At 51.9% G+C, this 17,319-nt stretch carries 17 protein-coding genes and 1 pseudogene; 13 read left to right on the top strand and 5 right to left on the bottom strand.

What is annotated here, in order from left to right; translation table 11 throughout:
- Positions 1 to 19 precede the first annotated feature (19 nt).
- Complete coding sequence (locus AC5M9B_RS05670) at positions 20 to 376, top strand: PilZ domain-containing protein (RefSeq protein WP_003760734.1); 357 nt, start codon at positions 20 to 22, stop codon at positions 374 to 376.
- A gap of 4 nt (positions 377 to 380) precedes the next feature.
- Entirely contained in the window at positions 381 to 1,157 is a 777-nt protein-coding gene (locus tag AC5M9B_RS05665) for a TatD family hydrolase (RefSeq protein WP_060974506.1), read from the top strand.
- 74 nt (positions 1,158 to 1,231) lie between these two features.
- On the opposite strand, the gene AC5M9B_RS05660 is transcribed toward AC5M9B_RS05665, so the two are convergent.
- Entirely contained in the window at positions 1,232 to 1,843 is a 612-nt protein-coding gene (locus tag AC5M9B_RS05660) for a CNP1-like family protein (protein ID WP_039409827.1), read from the bottom strand.
- A 108-nt stretch (positions 1,844 to 1,951) separates the two neighbouring features.
- On the opposite strand from AC5M9B_RS05660, the gene AC5M9B_RS05655 reads away from it, so the two are divergent.
- From AC5M9B_RS05655 to pyrC, 3 genes are all read left to right on the top strand, one after another.
- A complete protein-coding gene (locus AC5M9B_RS05655; RefSeq protein WP_009311572.1) occupies positions 1,952 to 2,176 on the top strand; it encodes a sulfurtransferase TusA family protein in 225 nt (74 codons plus the stop codon).
- A gap of 13 nt (positions 2,177 to 2,189) precedes the next feature.
- Positions 2,190 to 2,792 carry an NMCC_0638 family (lipo)protein gene (locus tag AC5M9B_RS05650; RefSeq protein ID WP_060974505.1) on the top strand — a complete coding sequence of 201 codons (603 nt, stop codon included), beginning with the start codon at positions 2,190 to 2,192 and terminating at the stop codon, positions 2,790 to 2,792.
- Positions 2,793 to 3,024: 232 nt separating this feature from the next.
- Positions 3,025 to 4,059: a dihydroorotase gene (gene pyrC / locus AC5M9B_RS05645; protein WP_070443053.1), complete on the top strand. Its 1,035-nt coding sequence runs from the start codon at positions 3,025 to 3,027 to the stop codon at positions 4,057 to 4,059.
- 147 nt (positions 4,060 to 4,206) lie between these two features.
- On the opposite strand, the pseudogene AC5M9B_RS05640 reads toward pyrC, so the two are convergent.
- The 3 genes and pseudogenes from AC5M9B_RS05640 to purL all read right to left on the bottom strand — a co-directional run.
- A pseudogene (locus AC5M9B_RS05640) lies at positions 4,207 to 4,320 on the bottom strand (IS5/IS1182 family transposase); the annotation flags it as partial.
- A 160-nt stretch (positions 4,321 to 4,480) separates the two neighbouring features.
- Positions 4,481 to 5,266: an HNH endonuclease gene (locus AC5M9B_RS05635; protein WP_080614363.1), complete on the bottom strand. Its 786-nt coding sequence runs from the start codon at positions 5,264 to 5,266 to the stop codon at positions 4,481 to 4,483.
- Positions 5,267 to 5,490: 224 nt separating this feature from the next.
- Positions 5,491 to 9,450 carry a phosphoribosylformylglycinamidine synthase gene (gene purL / locus AC5M9B_RS05630; RefSeq protein ID WP_487648359.1) on the bottom strand — a complete coding sequence of 1,320 codons (3,960 nt, stop codon included), beginning with the start codon at positions 9,448 to 9,450 and terminating at the stop codon, positions 5,491 to 5,493.
- A gap of 349 nt (positions 9,451 to 9,799) precedes the next feature.
- Here purL and AC5M9B_RS05625 point away from each other — a divergent pair, with 349 nt between their 5' ends.
- The 8 genes from AC5M9B_RS05625 to AC5M9B_RS05590 all read left to right on the top strand — a co-directional run bounded on the left by AC5M9B_RS05625 (position 9,800) and on the right by AC5M9B_RS05590 (position 16,829).
- Entirely contained in the window at positions 9,800 to 10,138 is a 339-nt protein-coding gene (locus AC5M9B_RS05625; RefSeq protein ID WP_016687995.1) for a P-II family nitrogen regulator, read from the top strand.
- A gap of 171 nt (positions 10,139 to 10,309) precedes the next feature.
- Positions 10,310 to 11,689, top strand: coding sequence for a multidrug efflux MATE transporter NorM (gene norM / locus AC5M9B_RS05620; protein ID WP_487648358.1), 1,380 nt, complete (start codon positions 10,310 to 10,312; stop codon positions 11,687 to 11,689).
- A gap of 76 nt (positions 11,690 to 11,765) precedes the next feature.
- Positions 11,766 to 12,806, top strand: a complete 1,041-nt coding sequence (gene murB, locus AC5M9B_RS05615; protein WP_487648357.1) for a UDP-N-acetylmuramate dehydrogenase — start codon at positions 11,766 to 11,768, stop codon at positions 12,804 to 12,806.
- Positions 12,807 to 12,817: 11 nt separating this feature from the next.
- Positions 12,818 to 13,480 carry a TetR/AcrR family transcriptional regulator gene (locus AC5M9B_RS05610; RefSeq protein WP_487648356.1) on the top strand — a complete coding sequence of 221 codons (663 nt, stop codon included), beginning with the start codon at positions 12,818 to 12,820 and terminating at the stop codon, positions 13,478 to 13,480.
- Between the two features lie 122 nt (positions 13,481 to 13,602).
- Complete coding sequence (dapF, locus tag AC5M9B_RS05605) at positions 13,603 to 14,454, top strand: diaminopimelate epimerase (RefSeq protein WP_049229889.1); 852 nt, start codon at positions 13,603 to 13,605, stop codon at positions 14,452 to 14,454.
- A complete protein-coding gene (locus tag AC5M9B_RS05600) occupies positions 14,451 to 15,059 on the top strand; it encodes a hypothetical protein (RefSeq protein WP_487648355.1) in 609 nt (202 codons plus the stop codon). Before dapF ends, AC5M9B_RS05600 begins: the two co-directional genes overlap by 4 nt.
- Positions 15,060 to 15,173: 114 nt before the next feature.
- Positions 15,174 to 16,106 carry a cysteine synthase A gene (cysK, locus tag AC5M9B_RS05595; protein ID WP_019270305.1) on the top strand — a complete coding sequence of 311 codons (933 nt, stop codon included), beginning with the start codon at positions 15,174 to 15,176 and terminating at the stop codon, positions 16,104 to 16,106.
- Between the two features lie 210 nt (positions 16,107 to 16,316).
- Positions 16,317 to 16,829, top strand: a complete 513-nt coding sequence (locus AC5M9B_RS05590) for a lipoprotein (protein ID WP_019270306.1) — start codon at positions 16,317 to 16,319, stop codon at positions 16,827 to 16,829.
- 67 nt (positions 16,830 to 16,896) lie between these two features.
- On the opposite strand, the gene AC5M9B_RS05585 is transcribed toward AC5M9B_RS05590, so the two are convergent.
- A complete protein-coding gene (locus AC5M9B_RS05585; protein WP_070655958.1) occupies positions 16,897 to 17,295 on the bottom strand; it encodes a YkvA family protein in 399 nt (132 codons plus the stop codon).
- Positions 17,296 to 17,319 lie beyond the last annotated feature (24 nt).

Genomic DNA, 17,319 nt, shown 5'->3' with positions numbered 1-17,319 from the left:
TTAGATAAGGTAAAACAAAATGGTAAACAACAATAAAGACATTCCGGCGAAAATGATGGCGTTGCAGCTTAAAGACCCGACCCTGCTCTACAACTGCTATATGCCGTTTCTCGAACACGGTGGACTTTTCGTTCCGACCGAAGACGTATTTTCATTAGGCGAAGACATCCTGCTCGCCGTTGAAATCGCCGATTACCCCAAACGCTTCCTGCCTACCAAAGTCGTCTGGATCAATCCCGCCCGTACTTCCGCACACCGTCCTAAAGGCGTCGGGCTGGCATTTTCCGAACACGAAAGCTGCCTTCAGGCGAAAACCCTGATTGAAGGCGAGCTGGGACCGAAACTGCGCAGCGACCGTGTTACCTTTACGCTTTAAAATCATGCATTTAATTGATTCACACTGCCACCTCAATTTCGAAGGCTTAAGCAACCGCCTGCCTGAAGTGCTTGCCAATATGGAAGAACAAAGCGTCAAGCAGGCGCTTGCCATCAGCGTAAGCAAACAGAGTTTTGCCGAAGTCTTCGACATTGCCCAAGCCAATGAACAGATTTACTGCACCATAGGCGTCCACCCCGACAGCCAAGAAGCCGAAGAATTTACCGTCGCTGAAATGGTCGAAGCGGCAAAACACCCGAAAGTCGTCGGCGTAGGCGAAACGGGCTTGGATTATTACTGGTGCAAAGGCGATTTGGCATGGCAGCACCGCCGCTTCGCCGAACACATCCAAGCCGCCAACGAAAGCGGTTTGCCCGTGATTGTCCACACCCGCGATGCCGCCGCTGATACTTTGGCGATTCTGAAAGAAGGTCAAACCAATTCCGGCGTTATCCACTGCTTCACCGAAGATACCGCTTTTGCCAAAGCCGCTTTGGATTTGGGGCTGTACATTTCCTTCTCCGGTATTGTTACCTTCAAAAATGCCCCGCAAATTCAAGAAGCTGCCAAATACGTCCCTGCGGACAGAATGCTGGTCGAAACCGACTCCCCCTTCCTCGCCCCTGTTCCCAAACGCGGTAAGCCTAACGAACCTTCCTATGTCCGTTATACCGCCGAGTTTGTGGCGAAACTGCGCGGCGAACCCGTAGAAACGCTTGCCGCTTACACTAGCGACAATTTCTATCGTTTGTTCAATAAAGTACCCGACATCCGTGTTTGATTCGAATGGAAAAAGGTCGTCTGAAAATGCTTCAGACGACCTTTTTTGATGTTTGAAACCGTCAAACGGCTTGCTTATTTGTCGTGGCGCACCATCTTCGGCGCGTAGCGTCCGGCGCGTTCTTTGAGGCGTTTGACCAGGCCTTCGGTGGTGTTCGGTACACCGTCGACACAGAAGGCCTGGTAGAGGACGGCACGCATTGCGTCGTTTTTGTTGAAGGTTGAGCCTATGGGTTTCCATTCGGCTTTGCGCGGCTCGATCCAGCGGCGGTTGACGGTGTCGCCGTAGCCGAACACTTTATAAGACGAGCGTTTGTCTTTGCCATATGTGAAGGAAGAGTGGGCGCAGAAGAGGCCTTCGACGGTCAGGTTGTCATGGCCTTTGTCGGAACGGACGTTGAGGATGTAGCGGATGCTGCCGTCGGGAGAGGGCATGATTTGCAGGCTGCTGAGGAGGATTTTGGGCTGTTTGCCGTAGTCTTCGCTGACGTAGAGGTCGAACCAGTCGCCGGATTGGGTGTCGGGCAGCGGCGGGAGCGCAGTTTTTTGTTCGGCGAACTCGCGGGCTGCGGCTTCTTCGGGGCTTTCTTTGTAGCGTGTGTTGAAGGGGGTATCTTTTTCGCTGAATCCGGCGGCGTTGACTGCCGTGGCGGCGAGGCAGAGGGTTAGGAGGGCGAGACGGCGCATGGTGTGCTCCAAAGTGAAAAACGGCTTTATTTTATGGGTTCGGCGGGGTGGGGTGCAAGTAAGTACGGTATAATTCATGTTAATCCTGTTAACGGAACATCCGAAAATATGAACGCACACACCTTAGACCTGAAGGGGCTCAGATGCCCTTTGCCGATTTTGAAAACCAAAAAAGCCTTGGCGCAAATGGAGGCGGGCGAAGTCCTGACCGTGTTGGCGACCGACGGCGGCGCGCCCGGCGATTTTGAGGCTTTCTGCCGCCAGACCGGGCATGTCTTGCTCGAATCGCGCGAAGAAGACGGCGTGTTCACGCTGGTCGTGAAACATAAATAGAGGTCGTCTGAAAATGGCGAAACGTCCGATTTCAAGGCTTTTGACGCTTGCCACTTTCTCCGTTTTATTGGCGGCGTGCGGCAGGGAAGAAGTGCCGCCCGAGCAGATGGCGGATCGTGCGAACGCGGCGGCGGAATTGTTCCGTCAAGGCTGCGTCGCTTTTGACGGGGCTGCCGATAAAGTGCGCGCGTTTGCCGATAATGAAAAACTGACGGCTTTGAACGCGGAAGAAATCGGCAGGCTGCCCGCAGGTTTCATTGAGCCGGATGCGCTTGCCGTTTGGAAGAAAACGCAGGACGGCGCGGATTATTATTTGAGCCTGACCGGCGACAGTTGCAGCGTGAAGACGGCGCGGGCGGACGAAAACTTGATACGCAAGCAGTTTATGGTGTTGGTGGAAAACCCGCCGAAGGGTTTGAACAACGAATTGCGCACCGATCAAGCCTCCGAATCGCCGGTTCCGATCCGTCAGCTGTCCTATGCGTGGCGCGCGTCGGGCAGTCCGGAAGAAACCCTGCTGACCGTCAAAACCACCCCGTCCGACCAGTTGCCCGTGCAGGCGGTGTTTTACCTGACGCATCAGTCCTACAACGGCAAACCTGTCCTTGTGCAATAGTCTTTTCAGACGAGCTTTGGGGCTGTCGCCATTCAATAGTTTCCGTGTCTTTTTATCCTCAAAGCGGCATCTTCCACGTTGGAAATCCTCACAAGGTGTCCAACCTTGTTGCGGTTTCCGCCTTGAATCTTCCGCTTTGTGAACAAAAATCCACTGAGAAAATGAAATGTTGACAGCCCCTAGGAAGCATCAAGGGGTCGTTTGAAACCCAAAAATCTAAAAAGGAACACCCATGCAAACCCTGACCATAACCCGCCCCGACGATATGCACCTGCACCTGCGCGACGGCGACGCGCTCAAAGCCGTTGCCCCCTATACTGCCCGCCAGATGGGGCGCGCCGTCATCATGCCCAACCTCAAGCCGCCCGTCGTCAGCGTTGCCGACGCGCTTGCCTACAAAGCGCGCATCATGGTGGCATTGCCCGAAGGCAGCGCGTTTGAGCCGTTGATGACGCTTTACCTGACCGACCAAGCCACACCCGAGCTGGTGCGCGAAGCCAAAGCCGCCGGCATCGTCGCCTTCAAACTCTACCCCGCAGGCGCAACGACCAATTCCGATTCCGGCGTAACCGACCTGTTCAAACTCATTCCCGTGTTGGAAGAAATGGCAAAACAGGGCATCCTGTTCCTCGTTCATGGCGAAGTAACCGACCCCGAAATCGACATCTTCGACCGCGAAGCCGCCTTTATCGAGCGCGTAATGAAACCCGTTTTGGCGCAAGTGCCGGAGCTTAAAGTCGTGTTTGAGCACATCACCACCGCCGAAGCCGCCCGCCTCGTTTTGGAAGCAGGCGACAACGTTGCCGCCTCCGTTACACCGCAACACCTCCTGCTCAACCGCAACGACCTCTTGGTCGGCGGCGTGCGCCCCCATCATTTCTGCCTGCCGGTACTCAAACGCGAAACCCACCGTCAGGCATTGGTCGCCGCCGTTACCGGCGAGAAGGCGCACAAATTCTTCCTCGGCACCGACTCCGCGCCGCACGCCAAATCCGCCAAAGAAAACGCCTGCGGCTGCGCCGGCATGTTCAGCGCCATGACCGCCATCGAGCTTTACGCCGAAGTGTTTGAAAAAGCAGGCGCGTTGGACAAACTCGAAGCCTTCGCCTCGAAAAACGGCGCAAGGTTCTACGGCATTCCCGAAAACGCCGACACGATCACCCTCGTCAAACAAAGCCAAACCGTCCCCGCAAGCGTCCCTTACGGCGACGGCGAACTCGTCCCGATGCGCGCGGGCGGCGAGATAGGCTGGACGGTGGAATATTGAGTCGAACCTGATTGAACTGACGTATGAAAATGCCTGCCCGAAAAGGGGCAGGCATTTTGGTTTTATGGTGAATTCAAATGGAAAATACTCAATCATCGTCATTCCCGCGCTGGTGGGAATCTTGAGGTTTGGATTTACAGTAATCTTTAAGTATAGTGGATTAACTTTAAACCAGTACGGCGTTGCCTCGCCTTGCCGTACTATTTGTACTGTCTGCGGCTTCGTCGCCTTGTCCTGATTTAAATTTAATCCACTATATTTCTGAAATGCAGAGGTCTGGATTCCCGCCTGCGCGGGAATGACGGTAATTGGTTAGTATTCGTATACAAAAGAACGCAAAAAGGTCGTCTGAAAACAGATAGAGCGTGGTTCGCTAAATTGTTTTCAGACGACCTTAAGTCAACGGACTGTTCAACACTTTCTATTCTTCTTTTTGGAAAACGTGGTTGCGGTGATACTCGAAATATTTTTCGCTTTTCGGTCGAATTTTTAATTTCATATCGGGAGAAATTCCAAGCCGCTTTTGATTTTCCAGATCGATTTTCGGACTGATTTTTATCGTACCGTCGGTCTCAAACGTAATCAGACCGCTATCGAATAATGCGTCGATATTGGGGGCGAGCATCAGACCATTGAAGGGATCTAACCTCTCTTCATTATTGCACTTGCTCCAAGGTTTGATATGGCTGGCAATAAGTAAAGACCGAACATCTAGATCTGTCAGTGGACAGCTCGGATACAGTTCGAGTAGTTTTTGCCGGAATCTGCCTTGCCCTTGACGGGCTTTTATTAAGGTTTCGATTTCGGTTCGTTTTTCTGGTTCAATTTCAGATGCTAATTGTTCTTTGAGTTTACCGAGATCTTGTTCCAAAGATTGGGTTGAGTTTATTTGAAAATTTGTTGGTTTGTATAATTCAAATATTCCTCCTTTTTTCCACCATAAAAAGTCTTGGTGCATTGATTCGTGATAATGCTTCCTTGAGTTTGAATTAACACTAAGTACATACAAAGAAGCACGTGTATCATCATTATAGTCAGGAGTAATCTGCCATTGGTTTTTTAGTTCTTCAATCTGTTCATCTACATCTTTTACCTTAAATTGTGTTTTGCCCATATTATGCAGATGTAAGACGATTCTTTTTATAATTTCTATTGTCCCATCAATATGTTCTCCATTGATCCGTGCGGAATATTTTGTTTTTGCCATTTAAGTCTTCCTACCAAAGTTAAGTTTTCTAATTTAATTATTTTGGGTAATGCATTGATTTTCCTATGACCGTCATTCTTGCGAAGGCGGGAATGACGGCGGTCGGTTCGGTCTTCATACGCAAAAGAACATATAAAGGTCGTCTGAAAACGAATATAGCAGAATCCGCTAAATCGTTTTCAGACGACCTTTTTCTTTAAAGCCGAATCAAATCAGCCTGCCGGTTAACCCAAAGCTTTCCTTGCTCCGGCGAAGAGGCGGTACCAGCCGGACAGTTCCGTCCAGTCTTCCGGTTTCCAGCTCATTTGCGCGGCGCGGTACACGCGTTCGGGGTGGGGCATCATGATGGTAACGCGGCCGTCGGTGTTGGTAACGCCGGCGATGCCTTGCGGCGAGCCGTTGGGGTTGAGCGGGTAGGTTTGGGTAACTTGGTTTTGTCCGTCGACGTATTGCAGCGCGATGCCGAGGCCGTCTGAAATTTTGCCGCCGTGAAGCGCGAAGTCGGCGCGGCCTTCGCCGTGGCTGACGACGACGGGCAGGCTGGAGCCTTGCATTTCGGCGAGTATCAGCGAAGGCGATTTGGGGACATGAACCATGCTCAGGCGTGCTTCGAACTGTTCGCTCAGGTTGCGTTTGAACTTCGGCCAGCCTGCCGTGCCGGGAATGATTTCGGCGAGGTTGCTGACCATTTGGCAGCCGTTGCACACGCCCAATGTCAGCGTGTCCGGGTCGGCGAAGAAGGCGGCGAACTGGTCGCGCAAGGCGGGGTGGAACAGGATGGATTTCGCCCAGCCTTCGCCTGCGCCGAGTACGTCGCCGTAGCTGAAGCCCCCGCACGCCGCCAGCATTTTGAAGTCGGCAAGGTGGACGCGGCCTGCCATCAGGTCGGACATATGCACGTCGTAGGCATCGAATCCGGCGCGGGTGAAGGCGGCGGCCATTTCGATTTGTCCGTTCACGCCTTGTTCGCGCAGAATGGCGATTTTGGGTTTTGCGCCGCTGTTGACGAAAGGCGCGGCGATGTCTTCGTTTACGTCAAACTTCACGTCGGCAAACAATGCACTGCGTTCGTTGTCGCCAATCAGGGCGAACTCGCTGTCGGCGCAGGCGGGGTTGTCGCGCAGGCGTTGGATGGCGTGGCTGGTTTCTTGCCAGGTTTGTTGCAGTTTGATTAGATTGTCAGAAATAAGGTGCGTTTGCCCGTCGCGGATGATTAACGTGTTCTCGTCAGTTAACGTACCGATTTCAAAGACATTATGATGCAGCTGTTGTTGATAGAATAAATTGATAATATCGGCAACATCTTGTTTTCTAACTTGGATAACAGCACCCAACTCTTCATTAAATAATGTGCGGGCAATGGTTTCTTGCCATTCAGCCAACGCTTTTACCTCTTCAGTCCGCAATGATTGAGACAGAGCGGTATGGTTGGTAATAAATGTTTGTGCAAGCAATAAATTTAAATCTATATCCAAGCCGCAACGTGCCGCAAACGCCATTTCTACCAGCGTCGCAAACAAGCCGCCGTCGCTGCGGTCGTGGTAAGCCAGCAGTTTGTCTTCGGCTACAAGCTGCTGAATCACTTGGTAAAACGCTTTCAGACGGCCTGCTTCGATATCCGGCGCTTCTCCTGCCATATCGTTATACACTTGGCTTAAGGCCGAGCCGCCCATACGCGCTTTGCCGAAGCCCAAATCGATAAACAGCAATACGCTGTCTTCGACGTTTTTCAATTCGGGCGTAACGGTTTTGCGCACGTCTTTTACCGGCGCGAACGCGGAGATAATCAGGCTCAACGGCGAGACGACGGATTTTTTCTCTTCGCCGTCCTGCCACACGGTTTTCATCGACAGGCTGTCTTTGCCCACGGGAATACTTAAATCCAATGCTTGACAGGCTTTGGAAACGGCTTCGACGGTGCGGTAGAGTTTTTCGTCTTCGCCTTCGTTGCCGCACGCCGCCATCCAGTTGGCGGAAAGTTTGATGTTGCCGATGTCGCCGATGTTGACCGCCGCGATGTTGGTGATGGCTTCGCCGACGCACATTCTGCCCGAGGCGGGTGCGTCAAACAGGGCGACGGTCGGTTTTTCGCCCATAGACATCGCTTCGCCGCGATAGGTGTTGAAGCCCATCATGGTAACGGCGCAGTCGGCTACGGGGGTTTGGTATTTGCCGACCATTTGGTCGCGGTGGGTCATGCCGCCGACGCTGCGGTCGCCGATGGTAATCAGGAAGTTTTTGGCGGCTACGGTAGGCAGGCGCAAAACGCGGTAGGCGGCTTCGGTGATGTCGATGTTTTGGGCATTAAATGCCTTTTCAGACGACCTCACGGTTTGGTCGCTGCGCGTGGTTTTGGGCGGTTTGCCGAGCAAGACGTTCAGCGGCAAATCAACAGGATTGTTGGAGAACAAGTCGTCGCGTACTTTCAAATGGCCGTCGTCAGTCGCCGTGCCGACAACGGCAAACGGGCAGCGTTCGCGTTCGCAGATGGCGCGGAAGGTGTCCAAATCTTTTTCCAAAATCGACAACACATAACGCTCTTGCGATTCGTTGCACCAGATTTGCAGCGGATTGAGGCCGTGTTCTTCCAGCGGCACTTCGCGCAGCTTGAATACCGCACCGCGTCCGGCATCGTTGACGAGTTCGGGGAAGGCGTTGGACAGGCCGCCCGCGCCGACGTCGTGGATGGAAATAATCGGGTTTTGGTCGCCAAGCTGCCAGCAGCGGTCGATCACTTCCTGCGCGCGGCGTTCGATTTCGGGGTTGCCGCGTTGTACGGAGTTGAAGTCTAAAGAGGCGTCGTTTGTACCGGTATTCATGGAAGAAGCCGCGCCGCCGCCCAAGCCGATAAGCATACCCGGGCCGCCCAGTTGGATCAGCAACGCGCCTTCGGGAATTTCGTCTTTATGCGTCTGCTGCGCCTGAATGCTGCCCAAGCCACCGGCAATCATAATCGGTTTGTGGTAGCCGCGAACCTGACCGTCGAACTTCTCTTCAAAAGTGCGGAAGTAGCCCAAGAGGTTCGGGCGGCCGAATTCGTTGTTGAACGCTGCGCCGCCGATGGGGCCTTCAATCATGATGTCCAACGGCGAGGAAATGTGTTCCGGCTTGCCGTAGTCTTGTTCCCACGGCTGTTTGAGGTCGGGGATGTTGAGGTTGGATACGGTAAAGCCGGTCAAGCCCGCTTTCGGACGCGAACCTTTGCCCGTTGCGCCTTCGTCGCGGATTTCGCCGCCCGCGCCCGTTGCCGCACCTGCAAATGGCGCAATGGCGGTCGGGTGGTTGTGCGTTTCCACTTTCATGATGATATGCGTGTCTTCCTCGTGAAAACGGTAGCCTTGGTTTTCCGCCGCATTCGGATAGAAACGCTCGATTTTCGCGCCTTCGATCACGGACGAATTGTCTTTATAAGCGACGACCGTGCCTTCGGGATGCGCGTTGTGCGTATCGCGAATCATACCGAAGAGGGATTTCGGCTGTTTTTCGCCGTTGAGGATGAAATCGGCGTTGAAGATTTTGTGGCGGCAGTGTTCGCTGTTTGCCTGCGCGAACATCATCAGCTCCACATCGGACGGATTGCGCTGCAAAGCCTGATAGTTTTCAACCAGATAATCGATTTCGTCGGCGGAGAGCGCCAAACCCATTTCGGTATTGGCTTTGACCAAGGCTTCTTTACCGCCGCTCAAGACATCAACGGTGGAGAAGGTTTCGGATTCGAGATGGTGGAATAATTTGGAGGCCGTCTGAAAATCGGGCAGCACGGATTCGGTCATGCGGTCGTGCAGCAACGCTGCCCATTGCTGTTTCTCATCGTCGTTCAGACGACCTTCCAGCCACACCGCCATGCCGCGTTCGATGCGCTCTATGCCTTCCAAACCGCAGTTTTCCGCGATATTGGTCGCCTTGGAAGCCCACGGCGAAATCGTACCCAAGCGGGGCGTTACCAAAAATAAATGCAAGCCCTCGCGCGCTTCGGGCGTTTGTTCAACGCTTTGCGCCGCCAACAAGGCTTGCAGTTTTTCGACAGTCGCGGCATCCAGTGCTTTCTCGCTGCCGACAAAATACCAAAATTCGCTTTTCAGTTTCACTTCGGGCAGACCGAGTGCGGCCGCTTTTTGCAAGAGTTTTTCAACACGGAAATCGGAAAGGGCGGTAACGCCGCGCAAGGGCAAAACAACAGACATGATTCAGCTCTCAAATGCGGTTGGGAAAGGCTGTATTATACGCCGAATGGGTCTGGGTTGCTTGGTAATTTGGGTGAAAATGTTGACAATTTTTCAGACGACCTGCGGCCGGGGGGAATGTGCGTGTCGTCTGAAAATATTAAGGAATAAGGGCTTTATCTGTTTTTCTGATTTTCGTCGAAAGTCGGGTATGTGGAAAATTGCAGGAAGTAGAAGGAAGCAACTGTTTCCTTATGTCTTTATGTCAAATACCGCCATGCCCGCATCGCTGAGTGAAACGTATCGCTTATCGTTTCACTGCTGCTTCTGTTATATTTGCCGTTTATTCTTATTCCAATCGGAGTGTGCCATGAAAAAAATCGAAGCCATCATTAAACCTTTCAAACTCGACGATGTGCGCGAAGCCCTTACCGAAATCGGCATCACCGGCATGACCGTCAGCGAAGTCAAAGGGTTCGGCCGTCAGAAAGGGCATACAGAAATCTACCGCGGCGCGGAATACGCCGTCGATTTTCTGCCCAAAGTCAAAGTCGAATTGATTATTGCCGATGAAGATGTCGAACGAGTGATTGACGTTATTATCGAAAACGCCCGTTCCGGCAAAATCGGCGACGGCAAAATCTTTGTGCTGCCTGTGGAAGAAGCTATCCGCATCCGTACGGGCGAACGCTCCGAAGCGGCGATTTGACGGTTTTTAGACGACATTGGGGGTGTTTAAGGTCGTCTGAAAGACTTTCTGGCTGTCCATCAATCGTTGTTTCCAATATAATTCCGTTTTCAAATCTCATACGGAACAGGCCGTCTTTTTTCAGACGACCTGTTTCTTTATTTCCGCTTTTTTAAAGTCCTACAAACACTTATGCTACTCGACCTCAACCGCTTTTCCTTTTCCGTCTTCCTGAAAGAAGTCCGCCTGCTGACCGCCCTTGCCCTGCCCATGCTGTTGGCGCAAGTCGCACAGGTGGGTATCGGTTTCGTCGATACCGTGATGGCGGGCGGTGCGGGTAAGGAGGACTTGGCGGCGGTGGCTTTGGGCAGCAGCGCGTTTGCCACGGTTTATATTACCTTTATGGGCATTATGGCGGCGCTGAACCCGATGATTGCCCAACTTTACGGCGCGGGTAAAACCGGTGAAGTGGGCGAAACGGGGCGGCAGGGGATTTGGTTCGGGCTGTTTTTGGGGATTTTCGGCATGGTATTGATGTGGGCGGCGATTACGCCGTTCCGCAACTGGCTGACCTTGAGCGATTATGTGGAAGGCACGATGGCGCAGTATATGTTGTTCACCAGTCTGGCGATGCCGGCGGCAATGGTACACCGCGCGCTGCACGCCTACGCTTCCAGCCTGAACCGCCCGCGCCTGATTATGTTGGTCAGCTTCGCGGCGTTTGTGTTGAACGTACCGCTGAACTATATTTTCGTTTACGGCAAATTCGGTATGCCCGCTTTGGGCGGTGCGGGCTGCGGACTGGCGACGATGGCGGTGTTTTGGTTCAGCGCGCTGGCATTGTGGATTTATATCGCCAAGGAAAAATTCTTCCGCCCGTTCGGACTGACGGCAAAATTCGGCAAGCCGGATTGGGCGGTGTTCAAACAGATTTGGAAAATCGGCGCGCCCATCGGGCTGTCTTATTTTTTGGAAGCCAGCGCATTTTCGTTTATCGTTTTTTTGATTGCGCCTTTCGGCGAGGATTATGTGGCGGCGCAGCAGGTCGGCATCAGTTTGTCGGGGATTCTTTATATGATTCCGCAAAGCGTTGGCTCGGCGGGGACGGTGCGCATCGGCTTTTCGCTGGGGCGGCGCGAATTTTCGCGGGCGCGTTATATTTCGGGTGTGTCGCTGGTGTCGGGCTGGGTGCTCGCCGTGATTACCGTACTTTCCTTGGTATTATTCCGTTCCCCGCTGGCAAGCATGTACAACAATGATCCGGCGGTTTTAAGCATCGCCGCCACCGTCCTGCTGTTCGCCGGTTTGTTCCAACCGGCAGACTTCACCCAATGCATCGCGTCCTACGCTCTGCGCGGCTATAAGATCACCAAAGTACCGATGTTCATCCACGCCGCCGCCTTCTGGGGCTGCGGCCTGCTGCCGGGCTACCTGCTCGCCTACCGTTTCGATATGGGCATTTACGGCTTCTGGACGGCATTGATTGCCTCGCTCACCATCGCCGCCGTCGCCTTGGTGTGGTGCTTGGAATTGTGCAGCAGGGAGATGGTCAGATCTCATAAGGTCGTCTGAAAACTCCGCCGATTAAAATATCGAAACAATGGGCTGAAGCCCGCCACTGACAATACCCATTTTAAAGTTTAAACCCATGCAACCCATCCAATACCAAACCGACCTCACCCCCTACAACACTTTCGGTCTTCGCGCCAAAGCCCAAGCCTTTATCGCGCTCGAACACGCTGACGAATTGCGCGACATCGTCCGACTGCCCGAGTTCGACCGCGATACCGTTTTATGGCTCGGCGGCGGTAGCAATATCCTCTTGATGCAGGATTATGCCGGACTGGTCGTCCATATGGAAAACAAAGGCATACGCGAGATTGCGCGTTCAAACGACCTCGTTTACATCGAAGCGCAGGCGGGCGAAATCTGGCACGATTTTGTCCTGCACACCGTCGCGCTGGGCTTGAACGGCCTGGAAAACCTGAGCCTGATTCCGGGTACAGTCGGCGCGTCGCCCGTGCAGAACATCGGTGCATACGGTGTGGAAGCGAAAGATGTGATTCACAGCGTGCGCTGTTTCGATTTGGATACGGAAACCTTTGTCGAGCTTTCCAATACCGACTGCCGCTTCGCCTACCGTGAAAGCCTGTTCAAGCAGGAAGGCAAAGGGCGTTATGTGATTGTTTCGGTCGTGTTCGCCCTGAAAGAGCGTTTCGAGCCGAATTTGGGTTACGGCGATTTGGCGGCCGCCGTTGCCGAACTGAGCGCGGGCAGAATGCCGACGGCGAAAGACGTTTCTGATGCAGTGTGTGCAATCCGCAACAGTAAACTTCCTAATCCTAACGTACTTGGTAATGTCGGCAGTTTCTTTAAAAACCCCGTCGTCAGCGCGGAAAAAGCCGCCACCCTGTTGCAGCAGCATCCGGATATGCCGCGCTATCCGCAGCCCGACGGTTCGGTCAAACTCGCCGCCGGCTGGCTGATCGACCAATGTCGTCTGAAGGGCTTCCAAATCGGCGGCGCGGCGGTACATGACCGGCAGGCTTTGGTTTTGGTGAATAAAAACAATGCCTCTTCAGATGACGTCTGGAAGCTGGCGCAACACGTCTGCAATACAGTATTTACTCGATTTCAGGTAGAATTACACGCCGAACCTAATTGGCTGCCCGCTTCGTTCAGCCTATAAATCCAAGGAGTATGCCCGTGACCCGCATTGCAAAAACCAATACTTACACCCGCATCATCGACGCCAGCCTTGCGCTCTTCAACGAGGAAGGCGAGCGCAACATCAGTACCAACCATATCGCGGCGCATTTGGGCATCAGTCCGGGTAATCTCTATTACCACTTCCGCAACAAAGACGAAATCATCGTTCAGCTCTTCAAACGTTACAGCGAAGCCCTGCTGGCATATCTGAATGAAGCCGTGTTGCCGTCCAATGTGGAAGACTCCATCAATTATATGGCGGGCATTTACGACGTCATGTGGGAATACCGCTTCCTCTTTAGCGACGTGAACACCCTGCTTGCGCGCAGTGCCGAACTATTGGGCGAACACAATACCTTCACCCAAGCCAAAGTCTCCCCGCTCTTGGTCAACCTGCTCACCCAGCTCAACGGTCTGAACATCATCCAAGCCGACCAAACCGCCATGAACGACCTCGCCGTCAATATGTGGATGGTCACGAAATACTGGTTCGACTTCGACAGCTCACTGCGCGGGCGTACCAAGCTGACCGAAGACTCCAAAGCACGCGGCATCCGCCGTACCTTAAGCCTCCTGCGTCCCTACCTCTTGCCGGAACACCGCGAGGAATACGACCGAAGAATTACAGCGGCAGCCGATATTTTGACATCATAATCATTGGGGCAAGGTTAAAGGTCGTCTGAAAAAAGATGATGCGGCAAATCTCTGCCTGAGTATCCATGCCTAGTTGCCAATATCTAAAAAACATCTCAATTCGATTACAAACAGGAAAACTGATGAAAACCTTGAAATTTACCAAAATGCACGGTTTGGGCAATGATTTTATGGTGGTAAACGGTATCGGGCAGGATTTTGATCCGCTGACTGCGCCGCTTGCCGAATGGTCCGACCGTTTTAGAGGGGTGGGCTTCGATCAGTTGCTGTTGGTGGAAAAGCCTTCTTCCGATGCGGTGGATTTCCGTTATCGTATATTCAATGCGGACGGCAGCGAGGTGGAGCAGTGTGGCAACGGTGCGCGCTGTTTTGCCCGATTTGTGGCCGATAAAGGTTTGACCGATAAAAAGGAAATTTTGGTGGAAACGGCTAAGGGTGTGATTATTCCCAAGCTGTTGGATAATGGTTTGGTGACCGTGAATATGGGCAAACCGCGCTTTACGTCGTCTGAAATTCCGTTTGTACCGGTTCCTGACGAAGCAGATGATGCTTTGACGCATATGGTGATGGTCGGTTTGGAGACGGTGCAGGTCAGTTGTGTGAATATGGGTAATCCTCATGCTGTGATTGTGGTCGAGGATGTTCAGACTGCGCCCGTAGCCCATTGGGGTGAAGCGATTGAGTCACACGAACAGTTTCCGGAACGTGTCAACGTCGGCTTTATGCAGATTGTCGATAGGGAATCTATCCGCCTGCGCGTATTTGAACGCGGCGTGGGTGAAACGCAGGCTTGCGGTACGGGGGCTTGTGCGGCTGTGGTTGCGGGCGTCCGTTTGGGGCTGTTGGCGGAAGGTGTGCCTGTGAAGGTTTCGCTGCCGGGCGGGGATTTGTTTATTACTTGGTCGCATGGTGAGGACGTTTTGATGACCGGGCCTGTTCAAACGGTTTTTGAAGGCGAGTTGCAGTATTCATGATTTGGACGAATTTGGATTTTCTCGCCGTTGTTGCTTATGGACTGGTGTTTTTTGGATTGATTTTCCGCGCTGAAATGTTCCAGTGGTTTTGGGCTTCGGTTGTTTTGTGGCTGGGCGTGTCGATTTTGGGATCGCAGCTTTTGCCGGGAATGTGGGGGATTACCCATGTCGGTCCGTTGTTTGTCCCGCATTTTTATCTGACTTTTGCCAGTGTGTTTTTCTTTGCTTTTCATTGGAAAAAGCAGGCGGATACTGGTTTTTGGCAGGCGGATTTGCGTTATCCGTTTTTGAGCGTGTTTGCCGTCAGCAATGTATTGATGACTTTGGCTTTTGTGTCGATTGCCGCGATATTGTATTTTCTGCTGCCGGGTCGTTCTTTGGCTTTTACGTTTCCGGCTTTGTTGAAACTGTACGCGCTCAAGCCTGTTTATTGGTTTGTTTTGCAGTTTGTCATGATGGCGGTTTTTTATCTGCACCGCAGAAGTATTGCCAAGCAGTCGCCGGCGGTGTTCAGTAAAGCGCAACTCAGACTGGGCTGGCTGATGGCTTTGGTCATGCAGACTTTAGTCACGGGGGCGATAGTCGGAGAAATCGGACTCCATTAGCACGCTTTAAGCCAAACAACCAAAAGTTATAAATAAAGAAACATTCGATATTGGCTTTTCAGACGACCTGTCTTTAATATACAGGTCATATCACATCAAAATCTGGAGTAGAAAATGAAGATTGCAAACAGCATTACCGAGCTGATCGGCAACACCCCGTTGGTCAAATTAAACCGTCTGACTGAAGGTTTGAAAGCCGAAATCGCCGTCAAACTGGAATTTTTCAATCCCGGCAGCAGCGTGAAAGACCGCATCGCCGAAGCGATGGTTGAAGCCGCCGAAAAAGCGGGCAAAATCGGTAAGGATACCGTAATTGTTGAAGCGACCAGCGGTAATACGGGTATCGGTTTGGCAATGGTGTGTGCGGCACGCGGCTATAAGCTGGCGATTACCATGCCTGAAAGCATGAGTAAAGAACGCAAAATGCTGCTGCGTGCATTCGGTGCTGAATTGATTTTGACTCCAGCGTCCGAAGGTATGGCAGGGGCGATTGCAAAAGCCCAAGCCTTGGTGGACGAACATCCGGATACTTATTTCATGCCGCGCCAGTTCGATAACGAGGCAAATCCTGAAGTACACCGCAAAACAACTGCGGAAGAAATTTGGCGCGATACCGACGGTAAAGTCGATATTTTTGTGGCGGGTGTCGGTACGGGCGGTACAGTTACCGGCGTAGGCGAAGTGTTGAAAAAATACAAACCCGAAGTCAAAGTTGTTGCCGTCGAGCCTGAAGCCTCTCCGGTGTTGAGCGGTGGTGAAAAAGGTCCGCACCCGATTCAAGGCATTGGTGCCGGTTTCATTCCTACCGTATTGAATACCAAAGTATATGACAGCATTTCCCAAGTCCCGAACGAAGCGGCATTTGAAACTGCCCGTGCGATGGCAGAAAAAGAAGGTATTTTGGTCGGTATTTCTTCCGGTGCGGCAGTATGGAGTGCATTGCAGCTCGCCAAACAGCCTGAAAACGAAGGCAAACTGATTGTCGTGCTGCTGCCTTCTTATGGTGAACGCTATCTTTCTACGCCTCTGTTTGCCGATTTGGCATAGTAGGGTTGAGAGAAAATAAGTGATAAAAAAGACCGCTTTGGCGGTCTTTTTTCGTGGTTTCGTGGTTTCGTGTTTTGGTGTGGTACAAAAATAAATTTAAGCTGTCATATCATGTAAAGATTGGAATGTAAGGCGAAAGTTGTTGTAATTCAGTCAACGGAAAAAGTCAGATTGATATAGAATTTGGTTATCTGGATAATCCTGATTATAATGGTAGACATGAAAAAATATATCCCCATCTTATTTGCGTTGGCGGCACTTGCCGGTTGTGAGACCATTTATGTCCCAAGCTTGCAAGAAGTGCCTGTCCGTCCGACTAATGTTAAGCCTAATGTTAAAGCGAATAAGGCTGAAAAACCTGCAGCGTTCAGTTTGGCTTCTTCGCATTGGAGTGATGTTTCAAAAATCCGCGATGAGGCAACGCGCTTGAGTTATCAGGTCAGCCAAGGAAAAATGACTAAAGTTCAAGCTGCGCAATATCTGAACAAGTTCCGCATTCAGCTTGTCGGCCGTAATGTCGTGGATGACAGCGTATATGAGGTTTATCTGCGTTCTGCCGTTGACAGCCAACGAGGCGAAATCAATACCGAACAATCCAAGCTGTATATCCAAAACGCTTTGCGCGGTTGGCAGCAACGTTGGAAAAATATGGGCAACAAACCTTCCAATCCGGCGTTTACCAACTTCCTAATGGAAGTAATGAACATGACTCCGTTGAAATAAGTTTCACATTTCAAATAAAAGGTCGTCTGAAAATTTTCAGACGACCTTTTGTTTTGGATATGGATATTTATGATGTCTTACGCAGCAACTTTTCGGTTGCGACTCTTGCCCGTTCTTTAATGTCTTCGGTCAGGTAGGTTTTCATCTGGCTATACACCAAAGTAATGACGGCAATGTCGTCACTGAATCCCAAAGGACCAAGCAAATCGGGAATGCTGTCGATAGGGCTGAGGAAGTAAACCAATGCGCCGACAATAATCATCTTGGCTCGTCTGGGCGTGTGCGGGGAGTCCCAAAGATAATACAGCGCATACAACTGACGGACGATGGGTTCGCCTAATCGACCTGCAAAACGGGCGAGTTTGTTGAGAAAGCCCGTTTTGTTCAAATTACGCCTTCTGAATTTTGGGATAAAGTTTTCCGGATCGGAAGACCGGGTGTATTGTTTTTCTTCGGAGTGTTTCATACAAGCCTCGCTGTAAATGAGTGG

The sequence above is a fragment of the Neisseria flava genome (assembly GCF_982712965.1).
The sequence above is the reverse complement of the archived record's forward strand: the minus strand, read 5'-3'. Positions and strand labels throughout refer to the sequence as shown.